Source organism: Olsenella profusa F0195 (assembly GCF_000468755.1).
GTDB lineage: Bacteria > Actinomycetota > Coriobacteriia > Coriobacteriales > Atopobiaceae > Olsenella_F > Olsenella_F profusa.
Window position 1 is genome coordinate 255,794 of the sequence record NZ_AWEZ01000045.1, and the last position, 16,919, is coordinate 272,712.

Consider the following 16,919-nt stretch of genomic DNA (forward strand, 5'->3'; position numbering starts at 1 on the left):
GGACGAGCACATGAGCGTACAGCCACTTACCTTTCAGGATATGATCTTGGCCCTTGAGCACTATTGGGCCGCGCAGGGTTGCACCGTCATGCAGCCCTACGACAGCGAGGTGGGCGCGGGCACCTTCCATACGGCCACGCTCCTGCGCTCGCTGGGACCCGATGCCTGGCGCACCTGCTACGCGCAGCCCTGCCGCCGCCCCACCGACGGTCGCTACGGCGAGAACCCCAACCGCATGCAGCACTACTACCAGTACCAGGTGATCCTCAAGCCGTCCCCGGCCGACTCCCAGGACCTCTACCTGGGATCGCTTCGTGCCATCGGCCTCGATCCCGCCGAGCACGACGTCCGCTTCGTGGAGGACGACTGGGAGAGTCCCACGCTGGGTGCCTGGGGCCTCGGCTGGGAGGTGTGGATGGACGGCATGGAGGTCACCCAGTTCACCTACTTCCAACAGGTGGGCGGCATCGAGGTCGACCCCGTGCCCGTGGAGGTCACCTACGGCCTCGAGCGCATCGCCATGTACGCCCAGGGCGTCGACTCCGTCTACGACATCGTGTGGAGCCACCTGCCCGATGGCACGCCCATGACGTACGGTGACGTCTTCCTCGAGAACGAGCGCGAGTTCTCGACCTACAACTTCGAGGTGGCCAACGTCGCGCTCATGCGAGAGAAGTTCGACGAGTACGAGGCCGAGTGCCACGCCTGCCTCGACCGCAGGCTGCCCCTTCCGGCCTACGACTGTGTCATGAAGTGCAGTCACGCCTTCAACCTGCTCGATTCGCGCGGCGCCATCTCGGCAACCGAGCGTGCCAACTACATCCTGCGCGTGCGCGCCGTGGCCAAGGCATGCTGTGAGGCCTACCTCGCGGAGGTGGCGTCGAAGACGCCTGCGTCCGCCTCTACGAGGGAGGTGGCCTAGATGGCAGAGACGACCAAGGACCTCCTGCTGGAGATCGGCTGCGAGGAGATGCCCTCCGCCCCGCTCATGCATGCGCAGCGGCAGCTCGGTGAGCTGGTTGACGGGGCCCTTACGGATGCGGGCCTCGCACACGGTGCGGTGAGCACCCTCTCCACGCCCCGCCGCCTGACCGTGATGGTGGCGGCTGTCGCCACGGCCACGGAGGAGATCAGCGAGACCAACCGTGGCCCGGCGACACGGATCGCCTTTGCCGAGGACGGCACGCCCACGAAGGCCGCCCAGGGCTTTGCCCGCAAGATGGGCGTCGATCCCATCGACCTCATCAGGCGCGTTGACGATGACGGGCGTGAGTACGTGTTTGCGGAGCATCGCGTGGCCTCGAGGCCCGCGGCACCCCTGCTCTCCGCGCTCTGCGAGGATGCCATCGCCTCCCTCGAGTGGCCCAACTACCGCAGTCAGCGTTGGGGGAACGAGCATCAGGGCTTCGTGCGTCCCATTCGGTGGATCTGCTGCCTTCTGGGCACGGACGTCGTGCCCGTGCGCTATGCAGGAGTCGAGAGCTCCAACACCACCCGCGGCCATCGCGTGATGGGGCCGGGCGAGCATGTCGTGCCCGACGCGGCCCACTATGTGGACGTGCTGCACGACGCATACGTCATGGGCGAGCGTGAGCGTGGCGAGGTCATCCGAGCCGGCGTCGCCGAGGTCGAAGCGGCACGTGGTGGCGCCCATGTGGACATGCCCAGGCGCATCTTTGACGAGGTCGTCAACCTCACCGAGTGGCCCCATGTGCTTGTGGGCACCTTCGACGAGGGTTTCCTTGATGTGCCGCCGGAGATCATCTGTGACTCCATGCTCTCCAACCAACGCTACTTTCCCCTCTATGATGCGAACGGCATGCTCACCCGTGAGTTCGTCGTCGTGTCCAACGCCGACCCCGCCGTGGATTCCACCGTCATCGATGGCAACGAGCGCGTCGTGCGCGCCCGCCTCGACGACGCCAAGTTCTTCTTCGAGGAGGATCTCAAGCATCCGCTCGAGGACTTCGTCGAACGCCTCTCCACGGTGACGTTCCAGGAGAGGCTGGGCACCGTCCTGCAGAAGACCCATCGCATGGAGCGCATCGCGCCCGCCGTCATGGAGGGTGCCGGCCATGCGGAGGATGCCCCCCTCGCCGCCCGTGCCGCACACCTGTCCAAGGCCGACCTCGTCAGCCAGGCCGTCGTGGAGTTCACAAACCAGCAGGGGGTCATGGGCGGCTACTACGCGCGGGCGCAGGGCGAGCCGGACGAGGTCGCGCGCGCCATTCGCGAGCACTATCGACCCCGCTTCGCCGGTGACGAGCTGCCTTCCGGCCGCGTGGGCAAGGCGGTCGCCATTGCCGACAAGCTCGACACCGTCTGTGGCATCTTTGCCATCGACGAGGCACCAACCGGTTCCTCCGACCCCTTTGCCGTGCGTCGTGCCGCCATCGGGTGCGTCGCCCTGCTGAGGGAGCTTCCCACGGTCTCGCTCGCAAGGCTCGTCTCCACGTCGCTCGATGCCTATCTCGAGCAGGGCCTCTCGTTCGACAAGGCCGAGGCCGCGGGCAGGGTGCGCGACTTCTTCAAGGGCCGCCTGCGCATCATCGCGCGCGACGAGGGCATCTCCCCCGACATCATCGATGCCGTCTCGGCCGTGGACGTCATCGACCCCGCCGAGTTCCTTGCCCGTGGGCGTGCGCTGCAGGACGCGCATGACGGTGCCCGCGAGGTCTTCGAGGACCTCGCGACCGCCTACACCCGCGCCGCCCATCTGGCGGATGCCTCCCTGGGCACCGCCGTCGATGTCCGCAGGCTCGGTTCAGCGGAGCGCGCTCTGCTCGATGCGTGCGAACGGGGTGATCGGAATGTGAAGAATGCGTTGAGCACGGGTGCCTATGGGGAGGCCTGTGCAGCACTTGCGGAACTAAGAGGGCCCATCGACCGATTCTTTGATGACGTACTTGTCATGGACGAGGACACTGGGCTACGGGAGAACCGACTGCGCCTGCTCAATCGCTTTGCCGCCGTCTTCGCCGATGTGGCAGACATCGGCTTCCTCTCCCGCACGAAGGGGTAGATGGTTCCTGGCAACACCGGGGTACGAATTTGGGAGGCTTCACCAATGCCTGAGGACACGCTCGAGACTACACGCTCCAACGAGAACGCCACGCCTGTCGTGCTGGTCATCTCCGATGCGCGTGGCAAGACCGCCGCGAGTGTCGTGGAGGCCGCCGCCGACCAGTTTGACGATGGCTGCATCCAGATTCTTCGGCTGGGCAACGTGAAGACCGTGGACATGGTTGCCAAGTTCCTTGATGACAACATCGTTCCCGGTGTTCCGGTTGCCGTCTTTCACACGATCGTGAACCGCAACCTCCGCAGGGACATACGCCGCGAGCTTGATGGCAGGGGCGTTCCCAGCATCGACCTCTTGGGACCTGCCATCACGATCATCTCGACGCTTACGGACACCGAACCCAAGTACCAGGCGGGCCGTCGCTCCAACAACGAGGCTCCCACCGTCCAGTAGGCTGGCTCTCTGGAGCTCGTTGTCGCCCGCCGCCTATTTCGCCCGTCCAGAGATGTGACGGGAGAGTGGCATGTGGGCTGAGAAAGAATAAAATGTGGCACACGGGAGCTGCCTCTGGCCTTGCCGGGGCAGTTCCTCACATAAGGGGGGACGCATGAGCATGCGCCCAAGAGACGATGAGGGGTGTTATATGGCTGAGAAGCACGTATACCGTTTCGGCGTTGACGAAAACGGTAACAACGTGACCGAGGTCGCCGGCAAGACTGTCAATGAGGCCAAGTGGATCACGGGTGGCAAGGGTGCCAACCTTGCCGAGATGGCCAACATCGGCCTTCCCGTGCCTCCGGGATTCTCCATCACCTGCCAGACCTGCGTTGCCTACTCCAGCGCGGGCAACGTGTGGCCCGAGGGCGTGCTCGACGAGATCGACGAGTACCGTCGCAACCTCGAGCGGCGCATGGGCAAGAAGATCGGCGACGCGGACGACCCGCTGCTCGTCTCCGTGCGCTCCGGTGCGCCGTTCTCGATGCCTGGCATGATGGACACGGTCCTCAACCTGGGCCTCAACGATGAGTCCGTCCTGGGCCTCATCAAGAAGACCAACAACGAGCGCTTCGGGTGGGACTCCTACCGTCGCTTCATCCAGATGTTCTCCAACGTCGTCATGGGCGTCGACGGCCAGCTCTTCGAGGATGCCATCAACGAGAAGAAGGCAGAGAGGGGCGTCAGGCTCGACACCGACCTCACGGCCGAGGACCTCAAGGGCCTCACGGAGACCTTCAAGGGCATCTTCGCCAAGAACGTCGACTCCCAGGCCCACCCCGAGGTCGCGCCGGGTGGCCAGGCCTCGTTCCCCCAGGATCCCCTGCTGCAGCTGCGCCTCGCCGAGCAGGCCGTCTTCGGCTCCTGGAACACCGAGCGCGCCGTCCTGTACCGCAAGCAGAACAAGATCGACGACTCCCTCGGCACCGCCGTCAACGTGCAGGTGATGGTCTTCGGCAACATGGGTGACACCTCCGCCACCGGCGTCGCCTTCACACGCAACCCCGCAGACGGCACCAACGAGCGCTATGGCGACTTCTTGGTCAACGCCCAGGGCGAGGACGTCGTGGCGGGCATCCGCAATACCGAGCCCATCTCCGACCTCCCCAAGGTCAAGGGCCTCGAGCAGGCGGGCAGGGACCTCTATCACGTGTTCGAGATCCTCGAGGACCACTACGCGGACATGATGGATCTCGAGTTCACCATCCAGGAGGGCAAGCTCTGGATGCTGCAGACCCGCGTGGGCAAGCGCACCGCGCTCTCCGCGCTCAAGGTGGCCATGCAGATGGTCGAGGAGGGTCGCATCTCCAAGGAGCAGGCCATCCTGCGCGTCGCCCCCGATCAGCTTGATCAGCTGCTGCACCCCCAGTTCGACCCCAAGGCCACCTATGACGTCGTGGCCAAGGGCATGAATGCCAGCCCCGGTGCCGCCGTGGGTGCCGTGGTGTTCTCCTCCGACGCGGCCGTTCACTACCAGCACATCGAGAAGCCCTGCATCCTCGTGCGCTGGGAGACCACGCCCGACGATCTCAAGGGCATGGTCGCCGCCGAGGGCATCCTCACCTCCCACGGTGGCAAGACGTCCCATGCGGCCGTCATCGCCCGTGGCATGGGTGCCCCCTGCGTGTGCGGTGCCGAGGCGCTCAAGATCGACGCCGACAAGAAGGAGGTCACCATCTCCGGCACGGGCGTCACCCTGCACGAGGGTGACATCATCTCCATCAATGGCACCACGGGCGACATCATCGTGGGCGAGGTGCCCCTGACGCGTCCCGAGCTCACCGGTGACCTCGAGACCATGCTCGAATGGGCCGATGACGTCCGTCACGATGCCTCCCGCGGCCGCATCTTCGGCGTGCGCACCAATGCCGACAATCCCGAGGATGCCCAGCTCTCCGTGGACTTCGGCGCCGAGGGTATCGGCCTGGACCGCACGGAGCACATGTTTTTGGGCGAGCGCAAGCAGATCATCCAGTCCTTCATCCTCGCGGACACCGACGGCCAGAAGCAGCAGGCCCTGGGTCAGCTCCTCAAGGCGCAGACCGGCGACTTCGAGGGCATGTTCAAGGCCATGGACGGCAGGGCCGTCATCGTCCGCCTCCTCGACCCGCCCCTGCATGAGTTTCTCGATGACCCGCGCGAGCTCGCCGTCGAGATCGCCCATGCTGAGGGTCGTGGCGAGAATGAGACCCAGATTGCGGCCATGCGCGAGCGTCTCGCCCGCCTGGACTCCTTCCAGGAGGCCAACCCCATGCTCGGCCTGCGCGGCTGCCGCCTGGGCATCGTCTATCCCGAGCTCAACGACATGCAGGTTCGCGCCATCGCCGGTGCTGCCGCCAAGCTCAGGAAGCTGGGCCTCGACCCCAAGCCCGAGATCATGGTGCCGCTCATCTCCACCGTCGAGGAGCTCAAGCTCGTCCGCGAGCAGATCGAGAAGGTCGTCGGGTCCATCGAGGAGGCCGAGGGCGTCGAGCTCTCCATTCCCATCGGCTGCATGATCGAGCTTCCGCGCGCTGCCGTGACTGCCGACGAGATCGGCAGGTATGCCGACTTCTTCTCCTTTGGCACCAATGACCTCACGCAGACCACCTTTGGCTTCTCACGCGACGATGTCGAGTCTGCGTTCATCCCGCAGTACCTTGCCAAGAAGATCCTCAAGGCCAACCCGTTCGAGACGCTGGATCCCGGCGTCGCAAAGCTGGTCGAGACGGGCGTCAAGGGTGGCCATGCCGCCAACGACACCATCGTCTGCGGCGTGTGCGGCGAGACCGGCGGTGACCCCGACTCCATCCAGATGTACTATGACATCGGCCTTGACTACGTGTCCTGCTCGCCCTACCGCGTGCCCATCGCACGACTTGCGGGCGCCCAGGCCAAGATTCGCTCCAACGGCGGGCCCCGGAAGCTCGCCTAGGGTCACGTGGTCTGAGCCGTTGTGACGGGGGAGGGGCTTTTTGGGGCCTCTCCCCCTGCCTTTTTGCGGGAGGCATGTATGGACGTCATCGACCGAGAGACCCTGGAGCGACGCGAGCACGAGCTGCTCAGCCCCCGGGCCTGCCATTCCGACGAGAGCTCCGGCCGCGTGCGGGAGGAGACGCCGGATCCCCTGCGCACCTGTTTCCAGTGCGACCGCGACAGGATCCTGCACAGCAAGAGCTTCAGGCGCCTTGCCAACAAGACGCAGGTCTTCCTGGCGCCAGAGGGGGATCACTATCGCACACGCCTGACGCATACCCTCGAGGTCGCCCAGATCGCCTGCGCCATCGCGCTCCCCCTGGGGCTCAACGTCGACCTCACGGAGGCCATAGCGCTTGGTCATGACCTGGGGCACACGCCCTTCGGGCACTGCGGCGAGCGGGCGCTCCAGCGCGCCATGGCACGCAGGCTGCACTGCGGCCCTGATGATCCACGGCTCTTCCATCACAATGAGCAGAGCGCCCGCATCGTCTGCTTGCTGGAGAAGGATGGTCGCGGCCTCAATCTCACCCGAGAGGTCATAGATGGCATCGTCAACCACAACCAAGGAACGGCGGCCCACACGCTCGAGGGCCAGGTGGTCGCCCGGGCGGATCGCATGGCCTATGTGACCCACGACATGGATGACGCCAAGCGTGCCGGCATCCTGAGCGAGGAGTCGCTTCCCGTGGATCTGCGCAACATCCTGGGGTCAAGCTCGTCCGAGCGCATAGAGACCATGGTGCACGACGCGGTCGACGCGAGTGCCCAGCGCAGCGAGATCGCCATGTCCGATGTGGTGTGGGATGCCATGATGAGGATGAGGGGCTTCCTGTTCCAGAACCTGTACTCCCGTGGTGAGGCCAAGCGGGAGGAGCCCAAGGCGGCGCATCTTGTGGAGGAGCTGTTTGCGCACTTCGTATGCCATCCATACGAAATGCCGGCCGAGTATCGCTCTCACGAGGAGGACTCCGTGGACGTCCAGGCGGCAGACTACGTGAGCAGCATGACCGACCGCTACGCCATCCGGCTCTACGAGCAGCTCAACGTGCCCAAGGCCTGGAGCCTGTCCGACCAGCGCCCTGGCGGCTGAGCTGGGGAACGCCGCGATGAGGTGCCCTGGGGGGCAATCGGAAGGGGGATCCATGGACGACGTCGAGGCCACGGACGGCCCAGCTGGCGGCACCCGTGCGGCCATACTCGACTCCGCCCGCTCCGCCTTTCTCGAGGGGGCCTCTCCGGTGTCTCGATGCGCGGCACCGTCACGTCGGCGGGCGTGACCACCGGTGCCATCTACGGATGCTCGCCGTGACTGACCCGCGCTGCGGCCTGTTTGTCGCCACCGTCATGTGTGTGCGCACGACGTGCGCGACTGGAAGGTGGACGCCCTGCTCTCCAGCTTCTCCATGGTCTTCAAGGACGTCTACCTCTTCGATGACACCATCGAGAGCGACATCGAGTTCGGTCGACCCCAGACATGCGCAAGGAGGGGATCTACCGCGACTCCGTGGGCATGCGCGAGCGCACCATCGGCTGGGGGCTCGCCCAGGCATAGCTCGCGCCCGGCCATTGTGGTCGCTTTGTGCCCAAGCGCGGGAAGGGAACCTGGACCTCCTTGCCCCGACGGGGCGCATGCCATATAATGACTCGCCGTGTGTAAGCCTACGTGCCGCTCACGGGACGACGGCACCTCTAGAGACGAGGTAACCATGGACTACATCCGCGCCATCGAGCGCCAGCAGATCCGCGAGGACATCCCGCCGGTTCGCGTCGGTGACAACGTCAAGGTGCATTACCGCATCAAGGAAGGCGACCGCGAGCGCGAGCAGGTCTTCCAGGGCGACGTCATCAGCATGAGCGGCGACTCCTCCCGCGAGACCCTCACCGTCCGCAAGATCTCCTTCGGCGTCGGCGTCGAGCGCACCTTCCCCCTCCACAGTCCCAAGATCGCCCAGCTCGAGGTCGTGCGCCATGGGGACGTCCATCGTGCCAAGCTCTACTACCTGCGTGACCGCGTCGGCAAGGCGGCGCGCATCCGCGAGAGGCGCTAGGAGCCAGCGGTGCCGCCCCGCGGCTGCGGGGCGGTCTTTTTGGGAGGGGGAGCGAATGGGCGCGTCGCATGCCGCAACGGCCAAGGAGGTCGCCGGCCTGCTTGCTGGCGCCCCCCTCGAGGAGCTTGATGACCTCATCGAGCGCTATGGGCATGATCCCCGTCGTCAGGTGCGGCATGCCGTCGAGGTCGCCTGCCGCCGCCGCGGGCGCGAGCAGGCGCAGCGCGAGCGCGTGGAGGGGATGTACGCCCTCATGGGCGAGATGGGCGGCGATGGCCTCGTGCTCGGTGTGGACGAGGTGGGACGCGGTGCCCTTGCGGGGCCGTTGACGGTGTGTGCGGTAGCCCTTCCCCCTGACCCCAGGGTATGGGGCATCAACGACTCCAAGCGGCTGGCGCCCGCCCGTCGCGCCGGGCTGGCCGACAGGATTCGCCGGGTGGCCTGTGCCATCGGCATCTGTCACGTCGAGCCTGCCTCCATCGATGCCGTGGGCATGCCCCAGGCGCTGCGGATGGCGATGTCCGGCGCCATCGAGGATGCCGGTGTCGATCCCGACTGCGTGCTCATCGATGGAAATCCCGTGCATGTGCACCCCCGCGAGAGGACGCTCGTGAGGGGGGATGCACGTATTGCCTGCATCTCGGCCGCGTCCATCGTGGCCAAGGTCACGCGTGACGCCCTCATGGTGGAGTACGACGGGGAGTATCCGGCCTATCACCTTGCCGCCTGCAAGGGCTATGGCTCTGCGGAGCACATCCAGGCCATCCGTGACCATGGGCTCACGCCCATCCATCGCGTCTCGTTCTGTGGGAACTTCTTGGAGACACACTCCCTCTTCTGAGGGGGCCGTTCGCGCGTGCTTCCCTTGTCCCCTTCTGGCGCCGCCCTGTAGGTGGCCTTCCTCGGTACATCTGACACAGGCATGCCCATGTCAGCAGATGCCTGCAGCTTCTGCAGGCATCTCTGCCAGCTATGCCTGTCATGCTCAGTGCTCGCTCGTCCATCACGGGAAGGAGCAGGCATGGCAGATGGGAGAGGGGGGCCGCGCACGGTCTTCGGGCGTGGCGGCGTCGAACCGTCCGAGTGGGAGGATGACTCCTTCGAGGACTATGCGTTTGATGACGGATTCGATGAGGATTCGCGGCATGGGGGCATGCATGCCTGGACCATGGCGCTCGAGCTCGGCACGAGGGGGGCCGATGGCGATCCACGAAAGATGACCACAAGGCAGCTGGGCACGCTCGGCGAGGACCTGGCGGAGCTGTACCTCAAGCAACGTGGCTACCATGTGCTCGAACGCAACATGCGCAATCGCGGAGGCGAGGCGGACATCGTCGCCCGGCAGGGGCGCTGCGTCGTGATGGTGGAGGTAAAGACGCGCCTGGCTGACTCAGAGGGCGATGACGTCATGCCCGAGATCGCGGTCGACAAGCGCAAGCAGGAGCGCTATCGCAAGATCGCCCTGGAGTATCTCGTCGAGAACCCGGACGAGAGCCTCGTGCGCTTTGACGTCATCGCCATCAAGGTCAGGGCGGCAAGGGACGCCACCGTGCGCCATCTCAGCGGTGCCTTCGTGTGTGACCTCTGATGGTGGGCACGATCACGGTCGCCTCGGCCTGTCTGAGGGGCATCGAGGCGCTTCCCATCTCCGTCGAAGTGGCATCATCCGGTGGCATTCCGGGCATCACCATCGTCGGCATGACGGGCACGAGCACCATGGAGGTTGCGGCGCGCGTTCGCTGCGCCATCAAGGCGGCCGGCTACAAGCTCCCGCGCATGCACTATACCGTGAACCTCGCTCCCGCCGAGATGCGTAAGAGCGGGACCGCCTTTGACCTGCCCATTGCGGTAGGCATTCTGGCACTCTCGGGGCAGATCCCCCTGGCGGGTCTCGACGGTTGTTTGCTCGTGGGCGAGCTGGGCCTTGCGGGAGAGGTCTCCCTCACGCGTGGCGCCGTGGCCTACCAGCATCTGGCACATCGTCTGGGCGCGTCGCTCGCGTGTGCGCGCGACGCGCTCCATGCGGGCGCGTCGACCCATGCGATTCTGGCGATTGGCTCGCTGGCGGACCTCAGGGAGGGCGTCTCGACGCTCGACGGGGAGGTACCCCATGGCCTTGCGGGAGGGGAGCAGGACGATGGGACGGAGGGTCTCGACTTCGCGAACGTGTTCGGGCAGGAGTCTGCGAAGCGCGCGCTTACCATTGCCGCCGCAGGTGGGCATGGGATTCTCATGGTGGGGCCACCGGGCTCGGGCAAGACGATGCTTGCGCGGAGGCTGCCCACCATCCTGCCCAGCCTCACGGAGCCAGAGCTGGAGGAGGTATGTCTGGTGACCTCTGTGGCGGGCCAGCCCTTGGACGACGCCATGCGTGGCGTGCGGCCCTTCCGTGCGCCCCACCACTCCGTCTCCGCAGGTGGCTTGGTGGGCGGCGGGAGGCCCGTCCTTCCAGGCGAGGTGTCCCTCGCTCACAAGGGCGTCCTGTTCCTGGACGAGCTGCCGGAATTTGCGACGAACGTCCTTCAGACGCTCCGACAGCCCATGGAGGACAAGGAGGTGCGCATCGTACGGGTGGATGGCGTGTATCGCTTCCCCTGCGACTTTCAGCTTGTGGCCGCCTCCAACCCCTGTCCCTGCGGCTACCTGGGCGACCCGGCGCACGACTGTCGCTGCACGCCCGCACAGGTACAACGCTACCAGGGCAGAATCGGCGGCCCCCTCATGGATCGCATCGACATGCGCGTGGACGTCATGCGGCCGGCGTCGCAGACGGTCATCGGCGCGGAGGCGGGCATGGACTCCCACACGATGTGCCAGCAGGTCATGGGAGCCCGGGAGTTCGCGTCCCATCGCCCGCACGAGACGGATGCGTCTGACGCCTTGCCTCACTCGTTGCTCTTCGACACCCGCGCCGCCACCTGTCTCGAGGGCATCTCGTCGCGACTCGCACTCGGAGCACGTTCGATCGTGAAGATGGCTCGTGTGGCCAGGACCATCGCCGACGTCGAGCAGAGCGAGCATGTGAGGCGCGAGCATGTGCTTGAGGCCAGTGGCTACAGGAACCGTGCGGAGGGAGGGCAAGATGCCTGATGGAGGGGAACGGTGGGAGCTCAGGAGGGGAGAGGAGGGGTGGCCCCCATCCCTGGAGTCCCTGGAGCAGCCCCCGGACATCATCTATGGGATGGGTGACCGGTCGACCCTCACGAACAGCTGCCTCTCGGTCATCGGTGCCCGCCGCGCGACGCCCTATGGCCTCGCTGCCGCACGGCTGGCCGGCAGGGTCGCTGCCGAGAGTGGCATCACGCTCGTCTCCGGAGGTGCGCTGGGATGCGATGCGGCCTCGGCGCGCGCGGCCCTCGACGCGGGAGGCACGACGATCGTGGTGAGCGGTACCGGTGCCGACAAGGTCTACCCGCGCTCCTCCGAGGACGTGTTCGCGCGCGCCAGAACGTATGGTGCCGTCATTTCTCTCGAACCCTGGGGGGCGCCGCCCAAGCGCTACACCTTTCCACGCCGCAACCCCATCATCGCCGCGCTCTCACAGAGCACGGTCATCTGTGAGGCGGGACGTCACTCGGGGACGTTCTCCACGGCCATGGCGGCCGCGCAGATGGGGCGTGACCTCTACGTGATACCAGGCAGCATCTTCTCGCCGGAATCCATGGGGGCCAACCAGCTCATAGCGGACGGTGCGTACATCATCCCCTCCGAGATGGACCTCGAGCAGCGCATCTCGCTGGACTACGGGGTGCTGCGCATGGTACGCGAGGGCGTGCCGAGGACGGAGGGGCGCATCGTGTCCGCGCTCATCTCCGAGCCGACACGGGCCGATGACCTCGCGCGCTTTTTGGGGGAGAGCGTCGTTGGCATACTCGGTGCGCTCGCCGACTATGAGAGCAAGGGCATGGTGCGGCGTCTTCCGGACGGACGGTTCAGCCTGACGGAGTCGGCCTACCTTGCACACGATAGAATGGTCAGACGACATGGAGACGAGCTGGCACAGGACGGCGGAGGGGGAGCGTCATGTCAGACGATAGGAGGGTGACGGTCATAGGCGGCGGACTCGCGGGGAGCGAGTGCGCCCTTGCGCTCGCCGGGCGGGGGTGCCCGTGACGCTTGTCGAGCAGCGCCCCAATGCCGTGGCACCCGCCCATCACACCTCGGACTTTGCCGAGCTCGTGTGCTCAAACTCCTTCAAGTCCCTGAGGCATGACAGTGCCGCGGGCCTCCTCAAGGAGGAGCTCGGGGCGATGGGGTCGACGCTCATTGGGCTGGCGGACGCAGCGAGCGTCCCGGCTGGTGGGGCCCTGGCGGTGGACAGGGTACGCTTCTCGTCCCTCGTGACCCAGGCCATCAGTGCGCATGAGCTCATCGAGGTCGAGCGCCGCGAGGCCATCGTCGTCCCGGATGGCCCCTGCGTCATCGCGGCAGGGCCCCTGTGCTCGCAGGCGCTCTTCGATGCGCTCTGCCGTCGCCTGGGCACGACGTCCCTCTCGTTCTTTGATGCCGCCGCCCCCATCGTGGACGCGGAGTCCATAGATCGAGGCGTGGCCTTCGTACAGTCGCGCTATGAGGACGCCGGTGCGGGCGACTATCTCAACTGCCCCATGGACAGGGGCGAGTATGATCGCTTCTATGACGAGCTGCTTGGGGCCAAGCGTACGATCCTGAGGGACTTCGAGCAGGGGGACCTCTTCAGTGCCTGTCAGCCCGTGGAGGAGGTCGCCCGCACCGGTCGTGACGCGCTGCGCTTCGGTGCCCTCAAGCCGGTGGGGCTTTTGGATCCACGCAGCGGCAGGCGTCCCTGGGCGGCCGTCCAACTAAGGGCTGAGAACAGGGGGCGCACGGCCTATAACCTCGTTGGCTTCCAGACCAACCTCACATGGGGCGAGCAGCGGCGCGTCTTTCGCCTCATCCCCGGGCTTGGGCACGCCGAGTTCTTCCGCTATGGCGTCATGCATCGCAACTCCTTCGTGGACTCGCCCCGTGCGCTGGACGGGAGCTTTGCGATCCCCGGCACGACGGTGCGCCTTGCGGGGCAGATCACGGGCACGGAGGGCTACACCGAGGCCATCGCGTCGGGGCTGTTTGCCGCCCTGAACACCTATGCCGACCTCAAGGGGCTCGAGCGTCCCGCACTGCCCGTGACGTCGGCGCTCGGGTCGCTCGTCGCCTATGCCACCAACCCGGCCACGGATCCCTATCAGCCCATGCACGTCAACTTTGGCCTCGTGCCGCCCCTTGAGGGCCCTCACCTCAAGAAGCGCGCACGCTACCGGGCCTATGCCGACCGCGCCACCAGGGACCTCCTGGCGTTCCTTGCCTCGCGTCCCGACCTCTTCGGGACCTTCTGATGGTCGCCTCGACCTCCATGCGCGAGCCAGTGCTGGCCCCCACCGACGAGTTCGCACGCCTGCGGGATGGCTTCGTCTCGTTTCTGACGCGCGTCCGCAGGCTGTCTCCCCACACGGTGCGTGCCTATGCCAGTGACCTCACGGCATTTGGGGCATGGCTGCACAGGAGGGGTCTCGGGCTCGCCACGCTCTCCCATCGTGACCTTAGGGGGTACCTTGGCGAGCTCTCACGTGCCGGCTATGCCACCAAGACCATCAACCGCCACCTTTCGAGTGTGCGGTCGTTCTTCTCGTGGCTCGAGCGCGAGGGCCTTGTCGCGAATGGGGCCGCTGATGCCCTGATGGGACCCAAAGCCGCCCAACGTCTGCCCCATACGGTCTCCGACGGGGACGTGACCCGGCTGCTGGATGCCTGCGGTGGCGATGCCGCCGGCGGGCGCGATGCGCTCCTCATAGAGCTGCTGTATGCCAGCGGGGCGCGCATCGCCGAGGCGGCGCATCTGACGGTGGGGGACATCGATGCCTCCCAAGCGCAGCTGCACCTCTTTGGCAAGGGCTCCAAGGAGCGCATCGTCCCTCTGTATCAGGGGATCATGGGGCGGCTTTCCGCCTATGTCGCGGGCGCGCGCCAGGAGCTGCTCTCACATGCCAAGGGACGGCGAACCGACGCCCTCTTCGTCTCCACGCGGGGCAACGCCATGAGCGCCGACGCGCTGCGCGACGCCTTCGAGCGACGGGTCAGGGAGGCGGGGCTGGACGCCAGCGTGACGCCGCACTCCCTCCGCCACAGCTTTGCGACGGAGCTTCTGGGCGGCGGCGCAGACCTCAGGAGCGTGCAGGAGCTCTTGGGGCATGCCAGCCTCTCCACGACGCAGATCTACACGCACCTCTCGATCGAGCGCCTCAAGGATGCCGCGCGGCAGGCGCATCCGCGAGCGGAGTAGCCCAGGGATGGCGCAGGTTGTGTGTGCCCGCATCGAAGCTGGCACACGCTGCTGGTTGCTGGTACAATGCTGGACTGTCGTGCGTCCGCACGGCATCAATTCGCACGCGTGACTACTCGGTGTCCATGGTGCCCAGGCTCACAAGCCATGACTTGGGTGGATGTTCCGGGGTCGACACCACGCGGAGGCACAACCAACGGAGGTAGGCACATGGCTGTCAAGATCAACATCCGCACCCTGCTCGAGGCTGGCTGCCACTACGGCCACCAGACGCGTCGCTGGAACCCCAAGATGCGCCCGTACATCTTCGGCGAGCGCAACGGCATCTACATCCTCGACCTCAAGCAGACCGTCATGGATGCGGACAAGGCGTACACCTTCCTCAAGGAGACCGCCGCCAAGGGTGGGCGCGTGCTCTTCGTGGGCACCAAGAAGCAGGCCCAGGAGCCCATCGCCACGCAGGCTGAGCGCTGCGGCATGCCCTACATCAACCAGCGCTGGCTCGGCGGCATGCTCACCAACTTCGTGACCATGCGATCCCGCATCGATCGCATGGAGGAGCTCGAGGCCATGGTCGAGGACGGCCGCATGGCGCTGCGGGGCAAGAAGGAGCAGGCCATGCTCACCAAGGAGCTCGAGAAGCTCCAGCGCAACCTCGGCGGCGTGCGCGACCTCAAGGCCCTGCCCCAAGCGCTCTTCGTGGTCGACTCCAAGCGCGAGGAGATCGCCATCCGCGAGGCCAACCGCCTGCACATCCCCGTCATCTCGCTGCTCGACACCAACTCCGACCCCGACGTGGTCGACTACGGCATCCCCGCCAACGATGATGCCATCCGCTCCGTGAACCTCATGTGCGAGCTCGTGGCCGACGCCGTGCTGGCCGGCTCCGGCAAGGAGCAGATCAGCGCCGAGGAGATGGCCGCCGGCGCCACCACCCCTGCCGTGGAGACCCACGCCGCCGTTCCCGAAGTCGTCGCTTCCGAAACCCCCGCGGCCGAGTAGCCCTCACCTACCCACTTCGTTCCCGATCAAGGAGGCCCTTATGGCAAAGATCACCGCTGCCCAGGTCAAGCAGCTTCGTGAGATGACCGACTCCCCCATGATGGAGTGCAAGAAGGCCCTCGTCGAAGCCGATGGCGACCTCGAGGCGGCCGTTGACGTCCTGCGCAGGATGGGGGTCGCCAAGGCCGTCAAGCGTGCTGGCCGCGACACCAACGAGGGGACCATCGCCGCGTACGTCTCGGAGGATGGCACCAAAGGCGCCCTCCTCGAGCTCACCTGCGAGACTGACTTCGTGGGCACCAATCCCAAGTTCACTGGCTTTGCGACCCAGCTTGCCGAGGTCGTTGCCAACGAGGATCCCACGGACGTCGATGCGCTGCTCGCCTGCAGGATGGGCGACGGCACCGTCTCCGACGAGCTCACCGAGATGATCCACGTCATTGGCGAGAACATGAAGGTCGCCCGCTTCCAGCGCATCGAGCAGGAGCAGGGTGCCCTCGCGTCCTACACCCACCTCGGCGGCAAGCTCGCCGACATCGTCGCCTTCTCCTTCGGCAGCGAGGCCACGGCTTCCAACGACGAGTTCAAGGCCTTTGCGCATGACGTCGCGATGCAGGTGGCAGCCGCCGCCCCCGTCGCCGCAAAGCGCGAGGACGTGCCTGCCGAGACCATCGAGCACGAGAAGTCCATCTACATGGCCCAGGCCGCCGACTCCGGCAAGCCCGAGGCCATCCAGGAGAGGATCGCCACCGGCAAGCTCGAGAAGTTCTACAAGGAGGTCGTCCTCACCGAGCAGGAGTTCATCAAGGATGGCTCCGTGACGATCTCCGAGCTGGCTGGGAAGGTCGGCAAGGCCTGCGGCGACACCATCACCATCGAGTCCTTCGTCCGCTTCGCCTTCGGCGCGTAGGGCGTCGCACACCTCACCTCGTGGAGGGGGCCGACGGATGTCGGCCCCCTCGTTCTTGTAGGCTCTGCCTACCGGTAAAACGGAGCAGGGCACATAGGACACCTCTGGTAGAATCAATGCGATTGGTTCGGGCGTATGCAACGTCCCTGCGCGCATCGGAGGTGGGTAGTGTCTGGATACAGGTAT

Annotated in this window: 14 protein-coding genes and 1 pseudogene; all 15 read left to right on the forward strand. The window is 66.0% G+C overall.

The window, feature by feature from the left end; translation table 11 throughout:
* Positions 1–10 precede the first annotated feature (10 nt).
* The gene (locus HMPREF1316_RS06915; RefSeq protein ID WP_021726136.1) at positions 11–922 is read left to right on the forward strand and encodes a glycine--tRNA ligase subunit alpha; all 912 of its coding nucleotides are present in this window, start codon (positions 11–13) and stop codon (positions 920–922) included.
* Positions 923–3,022, forward strand: coding sequence for a glycine--tRNA ligase subunit beta (glyS, locus tag HMPREF1316_RS06920; protein ID WP_021726200.1), 2,100 nt, complete (start codon positions 923–925; stop codon positions 3,020–3,022).
* 45 nt (positions 3,023–3,067) lie between these two features.
* A complete protein-coding gene (locus tag HMPREF1316_RS06925) occupies positions 3,068–3,475 on the forward strand; it encodes a kinase/pyrophosphorylase (protein WP_021726223.1) in 408 nt (135 codons plus the stop codon).
* 190 nt (positions 3,476–3,665) lie between these two features.
* A complete protein-coding gene (gene ppdK, locus HMPREF1316_RS06930) occupies positions 3,666–6,431 on the forward strand; it encodes a pyruvate, phosphate dikinase (RefSeq protein ID WP_021726112.1) in 2,766 nt (921 codons plus the stop codon).
* 78 nt (positions 6,432–6,509) lie between these two features.
* Positions 6,510–7,565 (forward strand): deoxyguanosinetriphosphate triphosphohydrolase, encoded by a 1,056-nt coding sequence (locus HMPREF1316_RS06935; RefSeq protein ID WP_021726163.1) that lies wholly within the window; start codon positions 6,510–6,512, stop codon positions 7,563–7,565.
* Positions 7,566–7,617: 52 nt separating this feature from the next.
* Entirely contained in the window at positions 7,618–7,752 is a 135-nt protein-coding gene (locus HMPREF1316_RS14885; RefSeq protein ID WP_021726225.1) for a hypothetical protein, read from the forward strand.
* Positions 7,753–8,181: 429 nt separating this feature from the next.
* The gene (gene rplS, locus HMPREF1316_RS06940; protein WP_021726065.1) at positions 8,182–8,523 is read left to right on the forward strand and encodes a 50S ribosomal protein L19; all 342 of its coding nucleotides are present in this window, start codon (positions 8,182–8,184) and stop codon (positions 8,521–8,523) included.
* A gap of 55 nt (positions 8,524–8,578) precedes the next feature.
* Complete coding sequence (locus tag HMPREF1316_RS06945; protein WP_021726025.1) at positions 8,579–9,364, forward strand: ribonuclease HII; 786 nt, start codon at positions 8,579–8,581, stop codon at positions 9,362–9,364.
* A 180-nt stretch (positions 9,365–9,544) separates the two neighbouring features.
* Positions 9,545–10,111: a YraN family protein gene (locus HMPREF1316_RS13740; protein WP_021726100.1), complete on the forward strand. Its 567-nt coding sequence runs from the start codon at positions 9,545–9,547 to the stop codon at positions 10,109–10,111.
* On the forward strand, positions 10,111–11,613 hold the full coding sequence (locus tag HMPREF1316_RS06955; RefSeq protein ID WP_021726264.1) for a YifB family Mg chelatase-like AAA ATPase: 1,503 nt from the start codon (positions 10,111–10,113) through the stop codon (positions 11,611–11,613). Before HMPREF1316_RS13740 ends, HMPREF1316_RS06955 begins: the two co-directional genes overlap by 1 nt.
* Positions 11,606–12,568: a DNA-processing protein DprA gene (locus HMPREF1316_RS06960; RefSeq protein WP_021726045.1), complete on the forward strand. Its 963-nt coding sequence runs from the start codon at positions 11,606–11,608 to the stop codon at positions 12,566–12,568. The genes HMPREF1316_RS06955 and HMPREF1316_RS06960 overlap by 8 nt, the downstream gene beginning before the upstream one ends.
* A pseudogene (trmFO, locus tag HMPREF1316_RS06965) lies at positions 12,547–13,877 on the forward strand (methylenetetrahydrofolate--tRNA-(uracil(54)-C(5))-methyltransferase (FADH(2)-oxidizing) TrmFO). Before HMPREF1316_RS06960 ends, trmFO begins: the two are co-directional and overlap by 22 nt.
* Before the next feature lie 17 nt (positions 13,878–13,894).
* The gene (locus tag HMPREF1316_RS06970; RefSeq protein ID WP_040651759.1) at positions 13,895–14,821 is read left to right on the forward strand and encodes a tyrosine recombinase XerC; all 927 of its coding nucleotides are present in this window, start codon (positions 13,895–13,897) and stop codon (positions 14,819–14,821) included.
* Positions 14,822–15,031: 210 nt separating this feature from the next.
* Positions 15,032–15,823, forward strand: coding sequence for a 30S ribosomal protein S2 (gene rpsB / locus HMPREF1316_RS06975; protein WP_021726113.1), 792 nt, complete (start codon positions 15,032–15,034; stop codon positions 15,821–15,823).
* A gap of 40 nt (positions 15,824–15,863) precedes the next feature.
* Complete coding sequence (tsf, locus tag HMPREF1316_RS06980) at positions 15,864–16,733, forward strand: translation elongation factor Ts (RefSeq protein ID WP_021726212.1); 870 nt, start codon at positions 15,864–15,866, stop codon at positions 16,731–16,733.
* The last annotated feature ends 186 nt before the right edge of the window (positions 16,734–16,919 follow it).